At 62.1% G+C, this 19,394-nt stretch carries 20 protein-coding genes; 7 read left to right on the forward strand and 13 right to left on the reverse strand.

Features of this window, described 5'->3' with window-relative positions; genetic code table 11:
• The 3 genes from NRB16_RS26730 to NRB16_RS26740 form a co-directional block, all read right to left on the reverse strand.
• On the reverse strand, nucleotides 1-704 hold a 704-nt coding region (locus NRB16_RS26730), incomplete at its 3' end, for a transposase (protein ID WP_257106426.1).
• Between the two features lie 133 nt (nucleotides 705-837).
• Nucleotides 838-2,556 (reverse strand): ubiquinone-dependent pyruvate dehydrogenase, encoded by a 1,719-nt coding sequence (gene poxB, locus NRB16_RS26735; RefSeq protein WP_253142981.1) that lies wholly within the window; start codon nucleotides 2,554-2,556, stop codon nucleotides 838-840.
• 98 nt (nucleotides 2,557-2,654) lie between these two features.
• The gene (locus NRB16_RS26740) at nucleotides 2,655-3,068 is read right to left on the reverse strand and encodes a helix-turn-helix domain-containing protein (protein ID WP_253112906.1); all 414 of its coding nucleotides are present in this window, start codon (nucleotides 3,066-3,068) and stop codon (nucleotides 2,655-2,657) included.
• 86 nt (nucleotides 3,069-3,154) lie between these two features.
• Between NRB16_RS26740 and NRB16_RS26745 the strand changes: the two genes are divergently transcribed.
• Together NRB16_RS26745 and NRB16_RS26750 are read left to right on the forward strand one after the other, a co-directional pair.
• Entirely contained in the window at nucleotides 3,155-4,009 is an 855-nt protein-coding gene (locus NRB16_RS26745) for an SDR family oxidoreductase (RefSeq protein WP_253142982.1), read from the forward strand.
• 243 nt (nucleotides 4,010-4,252) lie between these two features.
• Entirely contained in the window at nucleotides 4,253-4,564 is a 312-nt protein-coding gene (locus NRB16_RS26750) for an RcnB family protein (RefSeq protein ID WP_045490798.1), read from the forward strand.
• A gap of 40 nt (nucleotides 4,565-4,604) precedes the next feature.
• Here the strand turns inward: NRB16_RS26750 and NRB16_RS26755 are convergent, their stop codons facing one another.
• Nucleotides 4,605-5,282, reverse strand: a complete 678-nt coding sequence (locus NRB16_RS26755; RefSeq protein WP_257107349.1) for a type 1 glutamine amidotransferase domain-containing protein — start codon at nucleotides 5,280-5,282, stop codon at nucleotides 4,605-4,607.
• A gap of 24 nt (nucleotides 5,283-5,306) precedes the next feature.
• Nucleotides 5,307-6,725 carry a coniferyl aldehyde dehydrogenase gene (locus NRB16_RS26760; protein WP_045490795.1) on the reverse strand — a complete coding sequence of 473 codons (1,419 nt, stop codon included), beginning with the start codon at nucleotides 6,723-6,725 and terminating at the stop codon, nucleotides 5,307-5,309.
• A 114-nt stretch (nucleotides 6,726-6,839) separates the two neighbouring features.
• On the opposite strand from NRB16_RS26760, the gene NRB16_RS26765 reads away from it, so the two are divergent.
• Together NRB16_RS26765 and NRB16_RS26770 are read left to right on the forward strand one after the other, a co-directional pair.
• On the forward strand, nucleotides 6,840-7,739 hold the full coding sequence (locus NRB16_RS26765) for a LysR family transcriptional regulator (protein ID WP_045494716.1): 900 nt from the start codon (nucleotides 6,840-6,842) through the stop codon (nucleotides 7,737-7,739).
• Between the two features lie 80 nt (nucleotides 7,740-7,819).
• Nucleotides 7,820-8,662 (forward strand): AraC family transcriptional regulator, encoded by an 843-nt coding sequence (locus tag NRB16_RS26770; RefSeq protein ID WP_045490793.1) that lies wholly within the window; start codon nucleotides 7,820-7,822, stop codon nucleotides 8,660-8,662.
• A gap of 37 nt (nucleotides 8,663-8,699) precedes the next feature.
• On the opposite strand, the gene NRB16_RS26775 is transcribed toward NRB16_RS26770, so the two are convergent.
• On the reverse strand, nucleotides 8,700-9,287 hold the full coding sequence (locus NRB16_RS26775; protein WP_257107350.1) for a LysE family translocator: 588 nt from the start codon (nucleotides 9,285-9,287) through the stop codon (nucleotides 8,700-8,702).
• Between the two features lie 197 nt (nucleotides 9,288-9,484).
• Between NRB16_RS26775 and NRB16_RS26780 the strand changes: the two genes are divergently transcribed.
• On the forward strand, nucleotides 9,485-9,979 hold the full coding sequence (locus tag NRB16_RS26780; protein WP_045490789.1) for a hypothetical protein: 495 nt from the start codon (nucleotides 9,485-9,487) through the stop codon (nucleotides 9,977-9,979).
• A gap of 13 nt (nucleotides 9,980-9,992) precedes the next feature.
• Here the strand turns inward: NRB16_RS26780 and NRB16_RS26785 are convergent, their stop codons facing one another.
• From NRB16_RS26785 to NRB16_RS26810, 6 genes are all read right to left on the reverse strand, one after another.
• Nucleotides 9,993-10,217: a DUF6555 family protein gene (locus tag NRB16_RS26785; RefSeq protein ID WP_045490787.1), complete on the reverse strand. Its 225-nt coding sequence runs from the start codon at nucleotides 10,215-10,217 to the stop codon at nucleotides 9,993-9,995.
• A gap of 167 nt (nucleotides 10,218-10,384) precedes the next feature.
• Nucleotides 10,385-11,935: a nitric oxide reductase transcriptional regulator NorR gene (gene norR, locus NRB16_RS26790; RefSeq protein ID WP_257107351.1), complete on the reverse strand. Its 1,551-nt coding sequence runs from the start codon at nucleotides 11,933-11,935 to the stop codon at nucleotides 10,385-10,387.
• Between the two features lie 74 nt (nucleotides 11,936-12,009).
• On the reverse strand, nucleotides 12,010-13,047 hold the full coding sequence (locus NRB16_RS26795) for an NADP(H)-dependent aldo-keto reductase (protein ID WP_045490783.1): 1,038 nt from the start codon (nucleotides 13,045-13,047) through the stop codon (nucleotides 12,010-12,012).
• Nucleotides 13,048-13,140: 93 nt separating this feature from the next.
• On the reverse strand, nucleotides 13,141-14,226 hold the full coding sequence (locus NRB16_RS26800; protein ID WP_373568513.1) for a DUF1615 domain-containing protein: 1,086 nt from the start codon (nucleotides 14,224-14,226) through the stop codon (nucleotides 13,141-13,143).
• A gap of 43 nt (nucleotides 14,227-14,269) precedes the next feature.
• Nucleotides 14,270-15,178 (reverse strand): glutaminase B, encoded by a 909-nt coding sequence (gene glsB / locus NRB16_RS26805; RefSeq protein ID WP_045490779.1) that lies wholly within the window; start codon nucleotides 15,176-15,178, stop codon nucleotides 14,270-14,272.
• Nucleotides 15,179-15,239: 61 nt separating this feature from the next.
• On the reverse strand, nucleotides 15,240-16,052 hold the full coding sequence (locus NRB16_RS26810; protein ID WP_045490777.1) for a class II aldolase/adducin family protein: 813 nt from the start codon (nucleotides 16,050-16,052) through the stop codon (nucleotides 15,240-15,242).
• Between the two features lie 197 nt (nucleotides 16,053-16,249).
• Between NRB16_RS26810 and NRB16_RS26815 the strand changes: the two genes are divergently transcribed.
• Nucleotides 16,250-17,860, forward strand: coding sequence for an FAD-binding protein (locus NRB16_RS26815; RefSeq protein WP_257107352.1), 1,611 nt, complete (start codon nucleotides 16,250-16,252; stop codon nucleotides 17,858-17,860).
• Nucleotides 17,853-18,218, forward strand: coding sequence for a ferredoxin family protein (locus tag NRB16_RS26820; RefSeq protein ID WP_253112937.1), 366 nt, complete (start codon nucleotides 17,853-17,855; stop codon nucleotides 18,216-18,218). Before NRB16_RS26815 ends, NRB16_RS26820 begins: the two co-directional genes overlap by 8 nt.
• 216 nt (nucleotides 18,219-18,434) lie before the next feature.
• On the opposite strand, the gene NRB16_RS26825 is transcribed toward NRB16_RS26820, so the two are convergent.
• Nucleotides 18,435-19,328: a polysaccharide deacetylase family protein gene (locus tag NRB16_RS26825; protein ID WP_045490771.1), complete on the reverse strand. Its 894-nt coding sequence runs from the start codon at nucleotides 19,326-19,328 to the stop codon at nucleotides 18,435-18,437.
• Nucleotides 19,329-19,394 lie beyond the last annotated feature (66 nt).

A 19,394-nucleotide genomic window follows, 5' to 3' on the forward strand; every position in this document is an offset into this window, starting at 1 on the left:
GCGTTGCTGAACTTATGCAGGCAATCCTTGCGGCGGTTCGCAATTTTGGCGTGAATCGCCCGCACACGGGCCTTCTTGCCGGCGCGCTGGGCCGTGCCCAGGGCGCTCTCCAGATCCCGGTAGAACCTGCCGCTTTCAAGGCGATCACCGTCGCTGCAGGTGGCCGTGGTTTTCAGTCCGAGGTCGATACCCACCGCGTCCTGGCCTGGCGATAACTGGCGGTCGACCTCGACCACGACGTTGAAATACCAGCGTCCACGGCTGTCTTCGTTGAAGCTGCCGGATCTGAATTTAAAGCCCGCCAGGCCGTAGCTGTCCCAGACCTTGAAGTGCTGTTTGTTGAAGACGACCTGGCCGTTTTTCCAGACAGCAGCGCCGACCTTGAAGGGCACCCAGCCCAGGCTGCGCCGGGCGCCGCCCGAGCAGCGCCAGCGGAGCTGGCGCTTTTTGAACTGCTTGCGCCGTGTGACATATTCGTCGGCAACAGCCTGCACCGATTGGCTGTGCAGTCCCAGGTCTTTGCCGGCCCCGTTGGTGTACTTGTGAATGTCGAACGCCGACAGAAAACGACCACGCTCACGAATCGAGCGACGGCTCAACTCGTTTACGTAGTTCCACACAAAATTCACAGCACGAGAAGCTTCACGCAACTGCGCTGCATGCTTGTCTCGCACTCGAATCTTGAGGGTTTTGGTCGCTTTCATTTCAGTCATGAAACACAGGATGGGGCGGTTTTATGGATGTTAACCCCTATGACCGCTTCGCGGTGGCGCTTTCATCCCCCACCTGAAGGAAGGGGCTTTTCGCGCCAGCTTGGTAAACCCTGGCAACTCGCAGCTAACGCAAGTTGGTTTTCGCCAGCTCCAGCACCTCGCTGCCCCGCCCGCTCAGCACCGCCTTGAGCATGTACAGGCTAAAGCCCTTGGCCTGGGCCAGCTTGATCTTCGGCGGGATTGCCAGTTCCTGTTTGGCCACCACCACGTCGAGCAGCACCGGCCCAGGGTGATCGAAGGCCCGGCGCAAGGCGGCCGGCAGCTCGCTGGCGTTTTCTACGCGAATGCCGAGAATGCCCGCGCCCAGCGCGATGCCGGCGTAGTGCATCTCGCTGAAGTCGGTGCCAAACGGCACATACCCGCCGGCCTTCATCTCCATGTCAACGAAGCCCAGCGAACTGTTGTTGAACACGATCATCTTGATCGGCAGGTTCAACTGGCGCACGGTCAACAGGTCGCCGAGCAGCATCGACAATCCGCCATCGCCACACAGTGCCACTACCTGCCGCTCAGGAAACTCGACCTGGGCACCCAGCGCCTGGGGCATGGCGTTGGCCATCGAGCCGTGGCTGAACGAGCCGAGCAAACCGCGCTGGCCGTTCATGTGCAGGTAACGCGCCGCCCACAGGGTCGGGGTGCCGACATCGACGCTGAACACCGCATCGGGGTCGGCCAGTTGATCGACCATCCGGGTCAGGTACTGCGGGTGAATCGGCTCGCCCGCCGGGCTTGGGGTCGCCAGTTCATCCAGTTCGGCACGGGATTTGGCGTAGTGTTTGAGTGCCTTGTCGAGAAACCGTCGGTCACTGTGCGGCTTGAGGCGCGGCAACAGCGCATCGAGGGTCTCGCGGACGCCGCCCACCAGGCCGAGGTCCACCGGCACCCGGCGGCCGATCTGGGTCGGGTCCAGGTCGATTTGCACCACCTTGGCCTTTGGCGGATAAAAGTTGCGATAGGGAAAGCTGCTGCCGAGGATCACCAGCGTGTCGCAGCCCAGCATGGCGTGGTAACCGGAGCTGAAGCCGATTAGCCCGGTCATGCCCACGTCATAGGGGTTGTCGTATTCGATATGCTGCTTGCCGCGCAGCGCATGGACAATCGGCGCATTGAGCCGCTCGGCCAGCGCCAGCACCTGTTCATGGGCACCGGCACAACCGGCGCCGCACAGCAGAGTGACCGCCTTGCTGGCATCGAGACGATCAGCCAGGGCTTGCAGGCCGGCTTCGCCCGGCACGACATTGGCCTCGATAGGTTCGACCTTGCTCAACGGCGCTTCGGGGGCGTCCTGCAAGGCGATATCACCGGGCACCACGATCACCGCCACGCCCTTCTGGCTGACTGCCGCGCGCATGGCGCGTTCCAGCACCCGGGGGAACTGCTCGGCGCTGCTGACCAGTTCGACGAAGTGGCTGCACTCGCGAAACAGTTCTTGCGGGTGGGTTTCCTGGAAGTAGTCCAGGCCGATTTCCGAGGACGGGATATGCGCAGCTATCGCCAGCACCGGCACCCGGCTGCGATGGCAATCGTACAGGCCGTTGATCAGGTGCAGATTGCCCGGCCCGCAACTGCCGGCGCACACCGCCAAGCGGCCACTGGCCGCAGCCTGGGCACCGGCAGCAAAGGCTGCGGATTCTTCATGACGGGTGTGGCGCCAGTGGATTTTGCCCAACCGCCGCAGGCTGTCGGACAGGCCGTTGAGGCTGTCGCCGGAAACGCCCCAGATATCGGTGACACCGGAAGCGGCGAGACTGAGCGCAAGATGGTCGGCAATGGTCTTGGACATGCAGGGTTCCTTATCGAAACTGAAAGCTCGAAGCTGAAGGTCTGCTGTGGTCGACCGCTGCCCTGCACTGGCAGTTCAGAAAAACTGCCACACTCATTTCAGACTGCCGCAGGCTCGCTGCACGCTTCTCGCGCTTCAAGGATGCGCGGCAGGTTGAGCTCGATCCAGCTGGCCAGGCCATCGACCTGTGCGGCGACCTCCTCGCCCATCGGCGTCAAACGGTACTCGACATGGGGCGGCACCACCGGCAGCGAGCGGCGCTCGACGAAGCCGTCGTGCTCCAGATTCTGCAGGGTCTGCGACAGCATTTTTTCACTGACCCCGCCGATCTTGCGGCGCAATTCGCTGAAGCGGTGCATACCGCCACGCAACACCACCAACACCAGCACGCCCCAGCGGCTGCAGACATGAGTCAGCACCGAGCGTGACGGGCATTCGCTGGCCATCAATTCACCAGGGCGGGTAAAAACGGACTGGCTGAAGACCGAGGGAACAGCCGGAATATCTGACATGACACTAACCTTTTAGTACGTACTTACTAAAAGTTAGCACAAGGTTTAGGCTCGGTTCATCTTCAATCAGACGCAAGGAAATCATCATGATCGTCGTCACCGGTGCTACTGGCCAACTTGGCCGCCTGGTTATCGAACAACTGCTGGAAAAAATCCCTGCCGCACAGATTGTCGCTGCCGTACGCAGCCCGGAAAAAGCCAGCGACCTGAAGGCGCTGGGCGTGCAGGTGCGGCAGGCCGACTACAACCAGCCGGCTACCCTGGACAGCGCCCTGGCCGGGGCCGAAAAGGTACTGCTGGTATCATCCAGCGAAGTGGGTCAGCGTACCGCTCAGCATCGTGCCGTTATCGACGCCGCCCAGCGTGCCGGGGTCAAATTGCTTGCCTACACCAGCCTGTTGCGTGCCGACAGCACACCGCTGGCGCTGGGCACCGAGCATCACCAAACCGAAGCCTACCTGCGCAGCAGCGGCGTGCCGTTCGTGGTGCTGCGCAATGGCTGGTACACCGAGAACTACGTCTCCGCCATCGACAGTGCACTGCAGTTGGGCACCCTGTATGGCGCCGCCGGCGAAGGCCGGATCAGCTCGGCCAGCCGCGCCGACTATGCCGCTGCGGCGGTGGCGGTGTTGCTGGCCGCCAATGACCAGGCCGGCAAGGTCTATGAGCTGGCGGGCGACAGTAGCTACACGCTGGCCGAGTTTGCTGCCAAGGCTGCCGAGCTGGCCGGTCAGCCACTGCCCTACGTCAACCTGTCGCCAGCCGACTATCAGGCCGCGCTGCTCAAGGCCGGTCTGCCGCTGATCTATGCCGATCTGCTGTCTGACTCCGACAACGGTGCCGCGCAAGGCGGACTGTTCGAAGAGGGCAAGCAGTTGAGCCAGTTGATCGGGCGGCCGACCACTGCGTGGCAGCAAACCCTAGCGGATGGGCTCCTCTAAAAACTACCTGCGTTGTCATCGCTGCGTTGAAAACAGGCTCAGAATGCTCATTTACAACCCGTAAACTCCGCTTCCTCGCCTGTTTTCGCCTTGCGCTGACTGCCTCGCCTACGTTTTTAGAGGTACCCATATGCCTTGAAATAAGGCACGGGAAAATTCGCTGAATGATTTGCTCGCCGCTCTGTCCCATTAATCAGGCATGGCATACAGCCGCCACTTTGCTGATTGAATAGGGAGAGACGCATGAAAAGCACCTCATTGATCGCGGCCCTGGCCTTGGCCGGTGCCCTGTGCGGCACCAGCCTGGCGGTCAACGCACAACAACCCCAGCCGCAAACCGAAGCCAAGGGCGGTGTCCTGCATCCGTCACCGATCAAGGTAGGCGAAAAAGCGCCCGGTGATTCGGACCGCCCTGCCGCCGCCATCGACTGGAAGGCCAAAGGCCTGCCCGAGCCAGACAAGGAAAGCCAGTGGGTTCAGGTAGAAGACAAGTACCTGCGAGTGCAGATCACTAACAACCGGATCATGGAAATCGTCGACGTCAAAAAACGCTGAGGCCATGCGGGGGCGTGGCAGCCACGCCCCCGCATACGGCTCAGGCCAGTTGCTTGAGCAATACCTTGGCGACCTCTTCGGAACTGGCCGGGTTCTGCCCGGTAATCAGCTTGCCATCCTCGACCACATAAGGTGCCCAGTTCGGGCCTTTCTGGTACACGCCACCCAGGCGAATGAATTCATCCTCGATCAAAAACGGCACCACGTCGGTGAGCTGTACGTCAGCCTCTTCGCCGTTGGTGAAGCCGGTCACCCGACGGCCCTTGATCAATGGCTGGCCATCGGCAGTCTTGACGTGACGCAGCACACCCGGCGCATGGCAAACAAAGCCGACGGGCTTGCCGGCGCGCTCGAAGGCTTCGATCAGGGCAATCGAGTCTTTTGATTCGGCCAGGTCCCACAGCGGACCATGGCCGCCTGGGTAGAACACCGTATCGAAGTCGTCAGCCTTGACGCTATCAAGGCGCACGGTGTTGGCCAGCGCCTGTTGCGCGGCCGGGTCGGCATTGAACCGGTGGGTCAGTTCGGTCTGAAAATCAGCCTCTGCGCTTTTCGGGTCCAGCGGCGGCTGGCCGCCGGCCGGCGATGCCAGCACCACTTCGGCACCTGCGTCCTTGAAGGTGTAGTAAGGCGCGGCGAACTCCTCCAGCCAGAAACCGGTTTTGTTGCCTGTGTTGCCCAGTTGATTGTGAGAGGTCAGAACCATCAGGATTTTCATAGCATTCTCCATGTGAATAGGTATTCAGGCCTTGAGCAGGGCCACAAGTTCGTTATGTTTTTCACCATACGGCGCGCGCAGTCGAAGGTTCGAGGCGCCATCGGTGCTCTGCACCACCACCGCCTTGGCATGGGTAAAGCGCCGGAAACCATGCACCCCATGGTAGGCGCCCATTCCTGAAGCCCCGACCCCGCCGAACGGCAGTGTGTCGATGGCCGCATGGGTCATCACATCGTTGATCACTAGGGCGCCGGACGTGGTCCGCTGATTGAATTGAGCCTGGCGTGCCGGATCAGCACCGAAGTAGTAAGCCGCCAGTGGCCGGGGTTGAGCGTTGATGTAGCCGATGGCCTCATTGAGATCCTGAACCGCTTTGATTGGCAGCAACGGACCAAAGATTTCTTCCTGCATGATGGCCATGTCATCGGTGGCACCCAGCACCAGATGCGGCGCGATCTTGCGCGTGTCAGGGTCGTAGGCGAGCTCGCCATGGGGCGCCAGGCTCACCACCGTCGCGCCTTTGCTGACGGCGTCGTCCAACAGGCCAACCAGCCGCTGATAATGCCGCGGGCTGATGATCGCGGTGTAGTCCGGGTTGTCCTGCAGCGTGGCAAAGCTGCTGGCCATGAAGCCCTTGGCCGCGTCGACAAACGCCTGGGCTGCGGCTTCGGGCATCAAGACATAATCCGGCGACAGGCAGATCTGCCCGGCATTGAAGGTTTTGATGGTCAGCGTGCGCTGCACCGCTTGGGCAATGTCGGCATCGCTGTCGATCACCACCGGTGATTTGCCGCCCAGTTCCAGGGTGACCGGCACCAGATTCTCGGCCGCAGCGCGCATTACATGGCGACCGACGCTGGTACTACCGGTAAAGACCAGGTGATCGAAAGGCAGGGCACTGAAGGCCTGGCCGACACTGGCATCGCCGAGCACCACGGCCAGCTCGTTGGGGTCAAAGTAACGGGCGATCAGTTCGGCCAGTAACTGCGAGGTGGCCGGGGTCAGCTCCGAAGGCTTGAGCATGGCGGTATTGCCGGCAGCAAAGATACCGGCCAGCGGACCGAAGGCCAGATTGATCGGGAAATTCCACGGGCTGATCACCCCCACCACGCCCAGCGCCTGCTGCTCAATCCAGGCCTGCATGCCCGCTGCGGGAGTCGCGACGACCTCAGGCTGCATCCACTGCTCCAGTTGCTCGGCAGACTCTTCAAGCATCTTCACCGTGGTCAGCATGTCGACCACCAGCGATTGATAGTGGCTGCGATGACCGAAGTCTTCGCTCAATGCCTGACTCAGTGCCTGATGATTTTCACGAATCAGTCGCGCACTGCGCTGCAAACGATCCCGACGCAATTGGGCGCTTGCCGGCCCGGCCCGCAAGTGCGCCTGTTGCATGGCGCGCAGACGGCATTGCAGTTCGGCGGCGGTGGGTTGATCACACATGTCGGATCCCTCCGTAAGGGGTCAATTACTGTTGCCAACAGGTTACGGAGGCTGGCCTGAACGCGCTAACAAGGCTATTTTGCGACAGGCATAAATATATTTATGGGGTTTGGCGTGTCACTGGTTCGCTTACGTACTTTTATCGAGGTCTACCGCCAGGGTTCGATCAGCGGCGCAGCGCGGGCGCTCAACCTGACCCAGCCGGCGGTCTCGCAGCACATCGCCGGGCTGGAAGTCGCGGTCGGCCGACAGTTGTTCGAGCGGCTGAACAATGGCGTCCAGCCGACCAGCGCCGCTGATGACCTGGCCGCCGATGTCGGTGACCGGCTCGATGCCGCCGAGGCCGCGTTATCGGCGGCGCGGGCACGCTCGCAGGACGTTTCGGGGGTGCTGCAGATCATCGGCCATGCCGATTTTCTCGCCGAGGTGATCGTCGATCAGTTGCCGCCGTTGCTGCAGGCCGGCATCCGGGTGCACCTGCATACCGGCAGCGCTGACCTGATCACCCAGATGCTGCTCGAAGGTCACTGCGATCTGGGTATCTCGGCTTTTGGCGCTACCGACAAGCGCCTGAAAAGCGAGCTTATTCTGACCACCGACGTGCTGGCGGTGGCAGCGCCCAGCGTCGTACAGCGCCTGAACGCCGCCAGGCAACTGGCGGCGGCGCTGCTTGACCAACCGCTGCTGGCCTACAACCTGGAATTGCCGCTGATCAACCACTGGCTGGAGCGCAACCGCCTGCAACTGCCGACGCTGCGACCGGCGATGGTCGGCCAGGACCTGCGCACCCTGCGCAATGTGCTGGTCAAGGGGATGGGCTGGAGCGTCTTGCCGCAGTACCTGTGCCAGCACCAGATCGCCAGCGGCGAACTGATGGAGATTGCCGCCCCGCAGGGCCGCACGCAACTCAATTACTACCTGCTATGGACACCCAGTGCACTGCGCCAGCCACGGGTCGCCCATGCGCGGCAAGCGTTGTTGTGGCGGTTGCGCAACGACCCGGGCCAGTCTTGAAGCGCCCAATGGCATGGTATCGCGGCGCCAATCAGGCTACCCTGCCCGCTCTGGATAATCGGGTGGGTGGAGCACTGGACATGGACTGCGCAATCAAGCCTCAGCACACCGCCAGGCCCTTGTTCTGGCGCCACGCCGACCTGCCGTTCATCGAAGCCCGCTCGGTGGCCGATGGTCGTCAGGTGTGTTACGCCCCGCACTCCCATGAGGTGTTTTCCATCGGTGCGATCACCGCCGGTTGCAGTACCTACCTGCTGGAAAAATCCACCCTGCGCATCGCCACCGGGACCGTGGTGCTGATGAATCCCGGCCAGGTGCATGCCTGCAACCCCATCGATGACCAGCCCTGGTCGTACATCATGCTGTATGTCGACCCACAGTGGCTGGCCGCTATCTCGCATGACACTGCCACCGGCTTTGCGCCGCTGGCCCCGTCGCACAGCCATGACCCTCAGCTGTTTGCAGGTTTGCTGGGGTTGTACGCCACGTTGCTGGATAGCGACGCTTCGCTGCTGCACAAGCAATGCACGGCGGTGGCGTTTTTTGGCCTGATGCAGGATCTGCTCGGCGGTGCACGGCCGCTGGCGGGCAAGCCGGCACCACGGGTCGAACAGGCGGCTGACTACATCAACGCCCATTTCAAAGACGCCGTGCGCCTGGACGATATCTGTCGCGCTGTGGGGCTGTCGCCGTCTTACCTGATCCGCGCCTTTGAACAGCGCTACCACATGACCCCGCACGCCTACCTGCTCAACCGGCGCATTCAGCATGCGCACAGCCAGTTGCGCAGTGGCCGGTTGATCGCCGATGTGGCGTGTGAAACCGGCTTTGCCGACCAGGCGCACCTGCAGCGCGAATTCAAGAAACACCTGGCCGCGACGCCTGGGCAGTATCGGTTGCAGGAGCAAAGCTTGTGCGGCTAAGCCTTCGCGGCTAAAGCCCCTCCTACGGCATTACCTCCTACGGGACCAATAGATACACCGCACAGCCCACCAGCAGCGCGGCCATGGTTCGGTTGAACAGCCGCATTCTGGCGGCGCTGCCCAGGTAGTGGCTCAACCGTGCGCCCGCATAGGCCCAGAAGCCCAGCGACAGGTAGCAAATCACCAGGTAAAGCCCGGCAAACTGCCAGATCAGGCTGGCCTGGCCGTCGGCGACGAAGGCGCCCATGCCGGCAATGGACGCCAGCCAGGCCTTGGGGTTGAGCCATTGCATCATCGCTCCGTGCAGCAGGGTCGGCCGGGCCTGGGACTGCTCGACGCTGAATTCACCATTATCAGCAGCCAGTTTCCAGGCCATGTACAACAGAAAGGCGACCCCGCCCCACTGGATCATCCGGGTCAGGAACGGCCAGTGTTGCAGGGTTTCATGCAGGCCGAAGCCGATCAGCACCAGCAACAGGGTAAAGCCCAGGGTTGCCCCCAGCACATGCCGCATGCTGGCCGCAAAACCAAAGCGCACCCCGGCGCTGAGCGCAACGATATTGACCGGCCCAGGGGTAATGGACGATGCCAGCGCAAACGTCGCCATGGAAATCAGGACACTCATGCCTACCTCACACACAATCGAAATGACTGCGCCAAGGTAGTGACAGGTCCGTACAGCTGTATTGAAGGAAATTACCCTCACTCGCGGCCACAGCACAGAAATGCGCCTGCGCTCTTGCTTTTTTGCTGTTTAACTCTACAAATGCCAGTTATAAGGCAGCCCTTAGCCATTATCTTCATTTTTATCGAGTTCAGCCCATGTACAAAGCCATCGCTTGCGTCGTTGCCTTCAGTTTTTGCACAACCGCGCTGGCCGCCTGCCCCGCGCCGACGCCTACCGATACCGCACGCTGGATCTACACTCAGCACGCTGATTTCTACGTCAAGGGCAAGGGCGGGCCGCAGTACCTGTCGGCAACGTTACTGGAGTGGCTGAAGAAGGATTGGGCCTGCCAGGGCGGCGGGGATGTCTGCGCCATCACCGCCAACCCGTGGACTGACGCTCAGGACGGCGAAGTGCAACAGCCGGTCACCTGGAAGCAGGTGTCCAACAGTGACGGCCAGGTGGTCGTCGAGATGAGCTATTTGCTGGGTTACAAGAATGCCCCCGGACAGCAAGGTGTCGAACAGACCACCCGGCTGCTGATGGCGAAGAACCCGACCTCGCAGTGCTGGGTTCTGGACAACCTGCAGGGGCCGGGTGACCGTCCCCTGCTGGAGGCGCTGCAAGAGTTCCCGTACGACGGCGACTGATCAGGCTGACGCCTCAAGCCTGCGCCCACTCCACATTGGTAATCCCAAAATGTTCGGCGTAGGGTTTGGACACTCGCGCCACCTTCTCCAGACGGTACTTGGGAATGCGTGCCAGGCCTGCATCGACGCTTGCGTAATGCCAGGCCTCGGCATTGTCCATGTGCACAGATCGGATGTAGAAGCTTTTAAATGCACCGTTCAACAGGTAGTCGATCCGGTAGTGTTTTTCCTGAGCCATTAACGGCATTGCCTCCCTTGTCTGAATAATCCCCGTGCCCGGTGCGCAACGCTTTGCCTTGACACTGCAATAGCCTGGCAATAATCGGACACTGCGAATAAAGGGACACACACACCAAAGGAAAGATTCCGTGTTTTTTCCCAACGGTCGTATGGCGAGCCGTCTGTTCAGCGAATCCCCAGCCTTCTGGCCAGCCGACTGAGGTTGGCGCGGTCAACGTCCAGCTCGCGTGCCACCTGCGCCCATTTGCCGTCATGGCGCTGCAAAGCCTGCTCGATCAGCCGACGCTGGAAGCCGTCCACCGACGCTTTGAGTCCTGCCTGGGCAGGCAACAGTGGCTCGTCGTCCGGCACCTGGAGCAAATTGGCAGCGGCCAGCTCACTGTCGAGTCCGAGCATCGAGGCCTCGATGGTCAACACCCTGGGCCGCTCGGCATGTGCCGAGATCGCTTTGAGCACCGCCCGGCTGATCAGGTGCTCCAGCTCCCGGACATTGCCGGGCCAGTGCCAGGCCACCAGCAACTGCTGGGCATCGGTGTTCAGGCGCAGACTGCGCAGGCCCATGCGCACGCGGTTTTCTTCGAGAAAATAACCGGCCAGCAACAGCACGTCACGGCCGCGCTCACGCAGTGGCGGCACGTTCAGCGGGTAGACGCTCAAGCGGTGATAAAGGTCCGCCCGAAAATGCCCCAGGCGTACCTCTTGGGCCAGATCGCGGTTGGTCGCGGCGATGATGCGCACATCCACATGATGTTCCTGATCCGACCCCAGACGCTGCAATTGGCCACTCTGCAGCACCCGCAACAGCTTGGACTGCACCGGTAACGGCAATTCGCCGACCTCATCGAGAAACAGCGTGCCGCCATCGGCCAGTTCAAACTTGCCGCTGCGGCCGTTGAGTGCGCCGGAAAATGCACCTTTGACATGGCCGAACAGCTCACTCTCCACCAGGGTTTCCGGCAGTGCAGCGCAGTTGATGCTGATCAGCGGCTTGTGCGCCCTGGGTGAATGCAGATGGATCGACTCGGCGACCAATTCCTTGCCGACCCCGGTTTCACCGGTAATCAGCACCGTCAGCGGACTGTTGGCCACCAGCTGGATTTCCTGCCCCATGCGCTTGTGCGCCGGGCTTTGGCCAACCAGCTCGCGGGGCGCATGGCCGCCGGCAACGTGTTTGTAGACTTCAAGCAGTTGCCGCTGGTCCTCGAAGCCGCGCACCAGTTGCTTGATGCGCTCACTGGCCATGACCGTGGCCGCAGCCAGGCTGGCAAAGCCTTGCAAGGTGTCGAGATCGACACTGCCGAAGCTGGCCGGGTCCAGTGAATCAAGGGTAATCAGCCCCCACGGCGCGCCCTGGATAATCAATGGGCAGCCGAGGCAGTCGTGGACTTCCAGATGCCCATGACCATCAAGCAGGCCGTCGTAGGGATCGGGCAGTTCACAGTCCGAAGCAAAGCGCACTGGCTTGCCGCTGTACAAGAGGATTTCCAGCCGCGGATGCTCACTGACCCGAAAACGCCGCCCCAGGGTGTCCGGACTCAAACCATCCACCGCCAGCGGGACCAGCATGTCGTCTTCAAGCTTGAGCAAAGCCACCGCATCGCAGGGCAACAACTGACGCAGCGAATGCAGCAGGCGCCGATAACGTTCTTCGTCAGGCAGCTCACGCGACAAGTCGGCTACCAGCGGCAACAGCGAACGCAGAAAAGGATGAGGCATCAAGGCTCCACAGGCAGGCGGGCAGGTTGCGGTCATTATGACCGCAACCTGCCGCCTGATGAACCCTGGTTTTGTTACGGCGCCGGATTCGGCTGTTTGACGTGGATCGCCTCAATGCCGGCGATCACTTCGTCGGACAACACCAGATCAATGCTCGCCAGGTTGCTGGTCAGTTGTTCCAGGGTGGTTGCGCCGATGATGTTGCTGGTCACGAACGGCCGGCTGGTGACATAAGCCAGGGCCATCTGCGCAGGGTCCAGGCCATGTTCACGGGCCAGCGCCACGTACTGGGCGGTGGCACTGACCGCTTGCGGGTTGTTGTAGCGCTGGAAGCGATCGAACAGGGTCAGGCGGCCATCGGCCGGACGGGCGCCATTGAGGTATTTGCCGGCCAGTACCCCGAACGCCAGCGGCGAATAGGCCAGCAGGCCGATCTGCTCGCGAATGGCGATTTCGGCCAGCCCCACTTCAAAGGTTCGGTTGAGCAGGCTGTAGGGGTTCTGGATCGACACGGCGCGGGTCTGACCACGGGTCTGGGCCAGATTCAGGAAGCGCTGGGTGCCCCACGGGGTCTCGTTGGACAGGCCGACATGGCGCACCTTGCCCGCTTTGACCAGCTCATCGAGCACGTCCAGGGTTTCTTCAATGGCGGTGGACTGATCGTCAGCATCATGCTGGTAGCCCAACACGCCGAAGAAATTGGTTTTGCGGTCCGGCCAGTGCAACTGGTACAGGTCCAGGTAATCGGTGTTCAGGCGCTTGAGGCTGCCTTCCAGAGCGGCAGTGATGTTGCGCCGGTCCAGGCGCGGATTGCCGTCGCGGATGTGCTCCATACGGCCCGGCCCGGCCACCTTGCTGGCCAGTACCCAATCCTGACGATCACCGTACTGCTTGAAGTACTCGCCGATGATGCTTTCAGTGCGGGTGTAGGTCTCGCCACGTGGCGGGACCGGGTACATCTCGGCGGTGTCGATGAAGTTGACCGCCGCGTCCTTGGCCAGGCGAATCTGCTCGAAGGCCTGCGCTTGAGTGTTCTGCTCGCCCCAGGTCATGGTGCCCAGGCAGATGGCGCTGACCGAGATATCAGTCTTGCCGAGTGAACGAAATTGCATCGATGACTCCCTTTTATCGAGTGATGAATAGCAGTTCAGGGCACCTCTAAAAACTACCTGCGTTGCCATCGCTTACGTTTTTAGAGGTACCCTTCAGTTACGCTGCATGCAGCGCAGGTAGCGTTCATTGACCCGCTTGGCAAACCAGGCGGTGGTCAGTTTACGGGTGATCTTCGGGCTTTGCAGGGTGATACCCGGCAGTATGGCGCGGGGTAGCTGTTTACCGGCTGTCTGCTCGGCCAGTTCGAACACTTGACGGTACACCTTGGTGTCTTCGAAGTCCGGCCCGTCGGCCTTTTTCAACTGGTTGTAAATGGCCGGGTTATTCAGCCCCAGCCGCGGCCCCAGGCTGCGTACCGCACGCTCGGTGGCGCCGGTGGCCAGCGAGTCGTGGATGATCAGGTCGCCATCGAGGGCCAGCTCGATACCGGTCAGGCGGCTGAGCGCGCTTTGAAACGCCGCGTTGCGACTGGCGTACCAGCCGGCATTGAAATCGGCGAAGCGGTACAGCGGCTCGGGGTAGTCAGCCGGATAACCCAGCAGGTGCCTGGTGCCGAAGTACATGCCGCCACGGCGGCTGAAGACTTCGCGGCGAATGCTGCCATCCACGGCATAGGGGTAGCTGCCTGCATGCTGCTCGGCAAAGGCGATGCTGACCTGCATCGGGCCGCCGGTGTGCACTGGATTGAACCGCCCGAACAGGGTCTGGCCCAACGGCACCATGCCGGTGAAATCATCGAAGATCGCGCTCAGTTGCTTCTCGGTGCGCGCAGCCGCCAGGCGCTGTTTATAGGTTTTGCCATCTGGCGAACGAATCCCCAGCGCTGCATCCACCAGGCTGGCGGGCACCCGCAAGCGGGCCGCGCGGCGGTCAATCTCTTCGCGGGCAATGCGCGCCAGCCCCGGCACCGGCGGGTCGGCCTGAAAGGTTGACTCCTGTTCGGTTACCGCCAGTACCGCGCAGATGTTTTCAGGGGTCGCAGCGATGTCCTGGGTGGTCAACGCCGTCTGGATATCAGCAGCCCAGCCCTGGCGGTCGACGACACTGGCCGGCAACAGTGCCTGCACGCGCTCGCGGGCCTGCTCAGGGCTTAACGGTGGCGGCCCTGACGGGCGGCTGGCGCACCCCCCAAGCAGGAGGCTGGCCAGCAGCAGACTCGACAGCAGGGTTGAGTTCACCTTGATCTTGCTCCTTAAATGGGTAAGCGGATCAAGGCGAGGGTTAGAACACCGACCAGTCGATCCGCGCGCTCAATCGTTCCAGCGCCGCCATTCCGACCAGCGAATTGCCGGCCGCGTTCAATTCCGGGGACCATACGCACACCGAAAAACGTCCCGGCACCACAGCGATAATGCCCCCACCTACCCCGCTCTTGCCGGGCAATCCGACCCGATAGGCGAAGTTACCGGCCTCATCGTACAGCCCGCTGGTGGCCATGATCGAATTCAACTGAGTGGTCTGGCGGGCACTGAGAATCTGCTCGCCACTGTGGGTGCAGAACCCTTCGTTGGCCAGAAAACCAAAGGCCTTGGCCAGGTCGACACAGGTCATGCTCAGCGCACAGTGATGAAAATAGCTGCGCAGTACATCTTCGACTTCACCATTGAAGTTGCCGAATGACTTCATCAGCCAGGCCGCCGCCGCATTGCGTGAGCGGTGCTGATACTCGGACTCGGCGACCTTGGCATCGGAGACGATGGTGCGGTTGCCGCACAAGCGGCGCACGAAGTCGCGCATCGACAAGGCAGGCGCGGCAAAACGGCCCTGATTGATATCACAAATCACCAGGGCGCCGGCATTGATAAACGGGTTGCGTGGTTTGCCGCGCTCGAACTCAAGCTGCACCAGCGAGTTGAACGGCTGGCCGGATGGCTCATAACCGACCCGCTCCCAGATCGCCTCGCCCGAGTGACTGATGGCCTGCACCAGGCTGAACACCTTGGAGATGCTCTGCACCGAAAACGGTGTCATCGCATCGCCGGCCTGATAGATCTCGCCGCTGTTGGCGTACACCGCAATACCGAGTTGATCGGGCCGCACCAGCTCCAGTGCCGGGATGTAATTGGCAACCTTGCCCTGACCGATCAGCGGACGGACTTCTTCGAGGATTTCGTTCAACAGCTCTTGCATGCAGGGCGCCCCGTGTTTTTGGGAGCGCACACTACACCAAGGCGCGAAGTTAAAACACCGCTCAATGCTGGTAATCGGTGCCGTGACGATCCAGTTCACGAATCAGCGCTTTCCAGTGTCGCTGCACACCCGGTCCGTTACCGTCCTTGAACACCTTGGCCTGCTCCTCGACCTTGGCCACCACCTGGGGCGGCGGCAGGATCAACTCGTCATTGCCAGCCGATTGCGCGGCGATCTGAATGTTGCAGGCGTACTCCAGCCCCTGAAGTTGCTGAAAGGCGTGTTCGACACTGACCCCGGCGGTCAGCAGGCCGTGGTTACGCAGAATCATCACATCCTTGTCACCCAGGTCGGCGATCAACCGCCCGCGCTCGTCCAACTCCAGTGCCACGCCTTCATAGTCGTGGTAGGCCACACGCCCGGAGAAACCCAATGCATGTTGCGAGATCGGCAACAGGCCGCTCTTTTGCGCCGACACGGCAATGCCGTCGCGGGTGTGAGTGTGCAGCACAGCCTGCAGGTCCGGGCGTGCACCGTGGATCGCACTGTGGATTACATAGCCGGCGTAATTGATGCCCAGCCCGGTAGGGTCGTCGACGATGGTGCCGTCAATGTCGACCTTGACCAGGTTCGACGCGGTGATTTCATCGAATAGCAAGCCGAAGGCGTTGATCAGAAAATGTTCTTCAGGGCCCGGCACCCGCGCCGAGAAATGCGTGTAAATGTGGTCGGTCCAGCGCTTGAGTGCCGCGAGGCGGTAGGCAGCGGCCAGTTTGACCCGCACTTCCCACTCTTCGGCAGACACCCGCTCGCGCACGCTGCTTTCAGACGACGCGGAAGGTGGCTGAACCGGCAGGGCACTGACATTGCTCATGGTGAAACTCCTGAAATGGCTGCGTGAAGCACGTGCCACCCAGACTATGCGTATAACGCGATCTTTAAAAAGCACATTTTCTTCTAAGCTAATCATTAAAAAATAGAATATTAAAAATAATCTTTATGCTTAGATTCGCAGCGATACCGACCCCTTGCCAGGCGGAGGCCCTGATCCTGAGCTGCCTGGAGCCATTGATGAGCACACCCTTGCACCCCTCTGCCGACCTTGAACTGCAAACCGACGTGCTGATTATCGGCGGCGGCCTGGCCGGCACCTGGGCGGGCGTCGCGGCAGCACGCGAAGGTGCACGGGTGGTGTTGGTCGACAAGGGCTACTGCGGTACCAGCGGTGTAACGGCCACCGCTGGCCCCGGCCACTGGTGGGTGGCGCCGGATGCCGGGTTGCGTCAAGCGGCCATCGACAAGCGCCTGGCCACCGCGTTTGGCCTGGCTGATCCGCACTGGATGGCCCGCGCCATCGACACCACCTGGACCAGCCTGCCGGGCCTGCAGGGTTACTACCACTTCCCCACCGACGCCCAAGGCGTGACCCATTACCGAGGCCTGCGCGGCCCGGAATACATGCGCGGCATGCGCCGCCTGGCGCTGGATAGCGGCGTCACGGTCCTCGACCACAGCCCGGCCCTGGAACTGCTGCGCGATGCCCACGGCACCCTGTCCGGCGCGCGCGGCTGGCGGCGCCAGGCCGGCGGTCACTGGCAGGTGCAGGCGCCAGCGGTGGTACTGGCCAGCGGCGGCTGCGCGTTTCTGTCCAGCCTGCTGGGCAGTCACAACAATACCGGCGATGGCTACCTGATGGGCGCCGAAGCCGGTGCCGAACTGTCAGGCATGGAGTTCTCCAACTATTACTGCATCGCAGCGGCGGGCAGCAGCATGACCCGTTCGATGGTCTACAGCTTCGGCCAGTACTATGACGCCCATGACCGGGAACTGCCGATCAGCCAGGGACCGGGTTTTACCGAACAACTGGCCCGTGCGTTACTCAACGGCCCGGTGTACTGCCGCCTGCATCGGGTGCCACACGACATCCGCCAACAGTTGCCGACCATCCAGCCCAACCTGATGCTGCCCTTCGACCGTCGCGGCATCGACCCGTACCGCCAGCGCTTTGCGGTGACCCTGCATCCGGAAGGCACCATCCGTGGCGTGGGCGGTTTGCGCCTGATCAACGAGGATTGCCAGACCAGCGTGGCGGGCCTGTACGCCGCCGGAGACGCCGCCAGCCGTGAGCCGATTGCCGGGGCGACCTCCGGCGGCGGTGCGCAGAACTCGGCCTGGGCGCTGTCGACCGGACAATGGGCCGGCCGCGCCGCCGCCCGGCACGCCTTGCAGAAGGGCCGCACTGGCGGTGCGCTGCTGGGCTTTGCCGGCCTGGGCCTGAATGCGACCGTTCAGGACAGCCAGGCCGTGATCCGCGGTATTCAGGACGAAGTTCATCCGCTGGACAAGAACCTGTTTCGTAGCGGCGCACAGATTCAACGCTCCTTGCAGGCACTGGACAACGTCTGGGACCAGCTCCGCCATGCGACTGCCAGCCCGCTCGGCAACCCGCTGCGCGCCCGTGAGCTGGCCGCCATGGCGGCCACCGCACGCTGGTGCTACCGGGCCGCCGAACAACGCCAGGAAAGCCGTGGCATGCACCAGCGCAGCGATTGCCCTGCCCAACTGGCGCGCTTCGACGCGCACTTGCGCATCGGCGGCCTGGACCACAACTGGCATCGCTTCGATGCCCTGCAACCCCAGCCTGCGACACCGCACTGCGCGCAAGGAGCCCCGCATGATTGAACTGATCTTCAAAGACCTGTGCGACGGCTGCGGCACCTGCGTGCAGGTGTGCCCGACCAACGCCTTGACCCTGGACGCCGACGGCCTGCCAGCGATTGGCGACCAGTCGGCCTGCCAGACCTGCTTCATGTGTGAGTTGTACTGCACCCGCGATGCGCTGTACGTCGATCCCGATTGCAGCCAGCCACAAGTTCTGGACGCCGGGCAGATTCGCCACAGCGGCCTGCTCGGGCAGTACCGCCGTGATTCAGGCTGGCACGAATGGGCCGAAGACCCGCGCTACCAGAACCAGCACTGGCGCATGGACGCAATCTTCGCCCAGGCGCGCGCGACCCATGGCGGGCGGGATAAAGCCTGATGGCGAGAATGTTCAATTAGACTGGTGGGAGCAGCCGGCCGGCACTCCGGTTGCTGTGGTCCGGCCTCCCGGCGAAGACGGCGGTACATTCGCAGCAGATTTAGTGCTTTTACTGGCCTCTTCGCGAGCTAGCTCGCTCCCACAAAGGCATGCAGTGCTTATCTGAACAGTATTGGCTTTAGCTGCGACACCTCAGACGCGGTCGAAACGAGTGTTTCAATGCCCGTTATGGTCCCACAGCCAGTCCCAGATCCCCGGCAGGTGCACGCCCCGTCCATCATCAGGTACGGTGCGGGCGGTGGCGGCGCGCAGTAATTGGGCCTGGTCGTCGTAGAACGGCTTGGCCGCCAGCGGCAAGCCATCGGCCCTGGCGCTGTCGATCAGGATCTGCAAGTACTCATGGATATGCCGCGCCGTATAACGGTTGACGTCATGGAAAGTGACCACCACCGGAGTCGCGCCATCGACCGTGGGCAACTCGCCCCTGGCGATCCGCTCGCGCACTTGCGAGACTTGCAGCAGCAGGTTTGCGCGGCGGCGCGGGCTCATGTTGAAGCCGTAGATCTTGCCATCGTTGGCACTCAGGTCGGTGAGCAGCACTCGCAGCCCCTTCGCCCGGTAAGCCGCGAATGTACGATGGTCATAGTTCCAGAACGGCGGGCGCAGCAACGTGGCCTGCTGACCACTTTGCTCAGCGATGATCCGCAGCCCGTCGCGTAACGACTGCTCCAGTTGCTCAGGGCTCAACGAGCGGTGGTTGGTGTGTCGTGGCGTAGCACTGTGAAAACCGAGAATATGCAGCTCACGGCCTTCACGGCGCAGCAGTTCCCGGCCCGTGTCGCTGCCACCGCCACCGATTGCCCCGGTCTGGACAAAAAACACGGCCTTGATCCCGGGCATCACCGGGTTATCAGCCAGATCATCCAGGATTCGTGCGGTCGGGTTCCACCAGCCCGAGCCGCTGGGACCGTCATCGAAGGTCAGCACAAAGCGCACTGGCGCCTGCTGGCTCAACTGGGTGCGGGTCTGTTCGGTAAGCGGCACGGGCGGGCCGATGCAGCCCGCCAACAGGCAGACGGCCGACAGGCACAGGGCGTTCAAAACATTCATGAAGGGTCCGCGACAACCCCGCTCAAGACGGCTGAGCGGATGGCCGCACACACTAGCGACCCGGCC

Source organism: Pseudomonas sp. LJDD11, assembly GCF_024584215.1.
In the GTDB taxonomy this organism is placed as follows: domain Bacteria; phylum Pseudomonadota; class Gammaproteobacteria; order Pseudomonadales; family Pseudomonadaceae; genus Aquipseudomonas.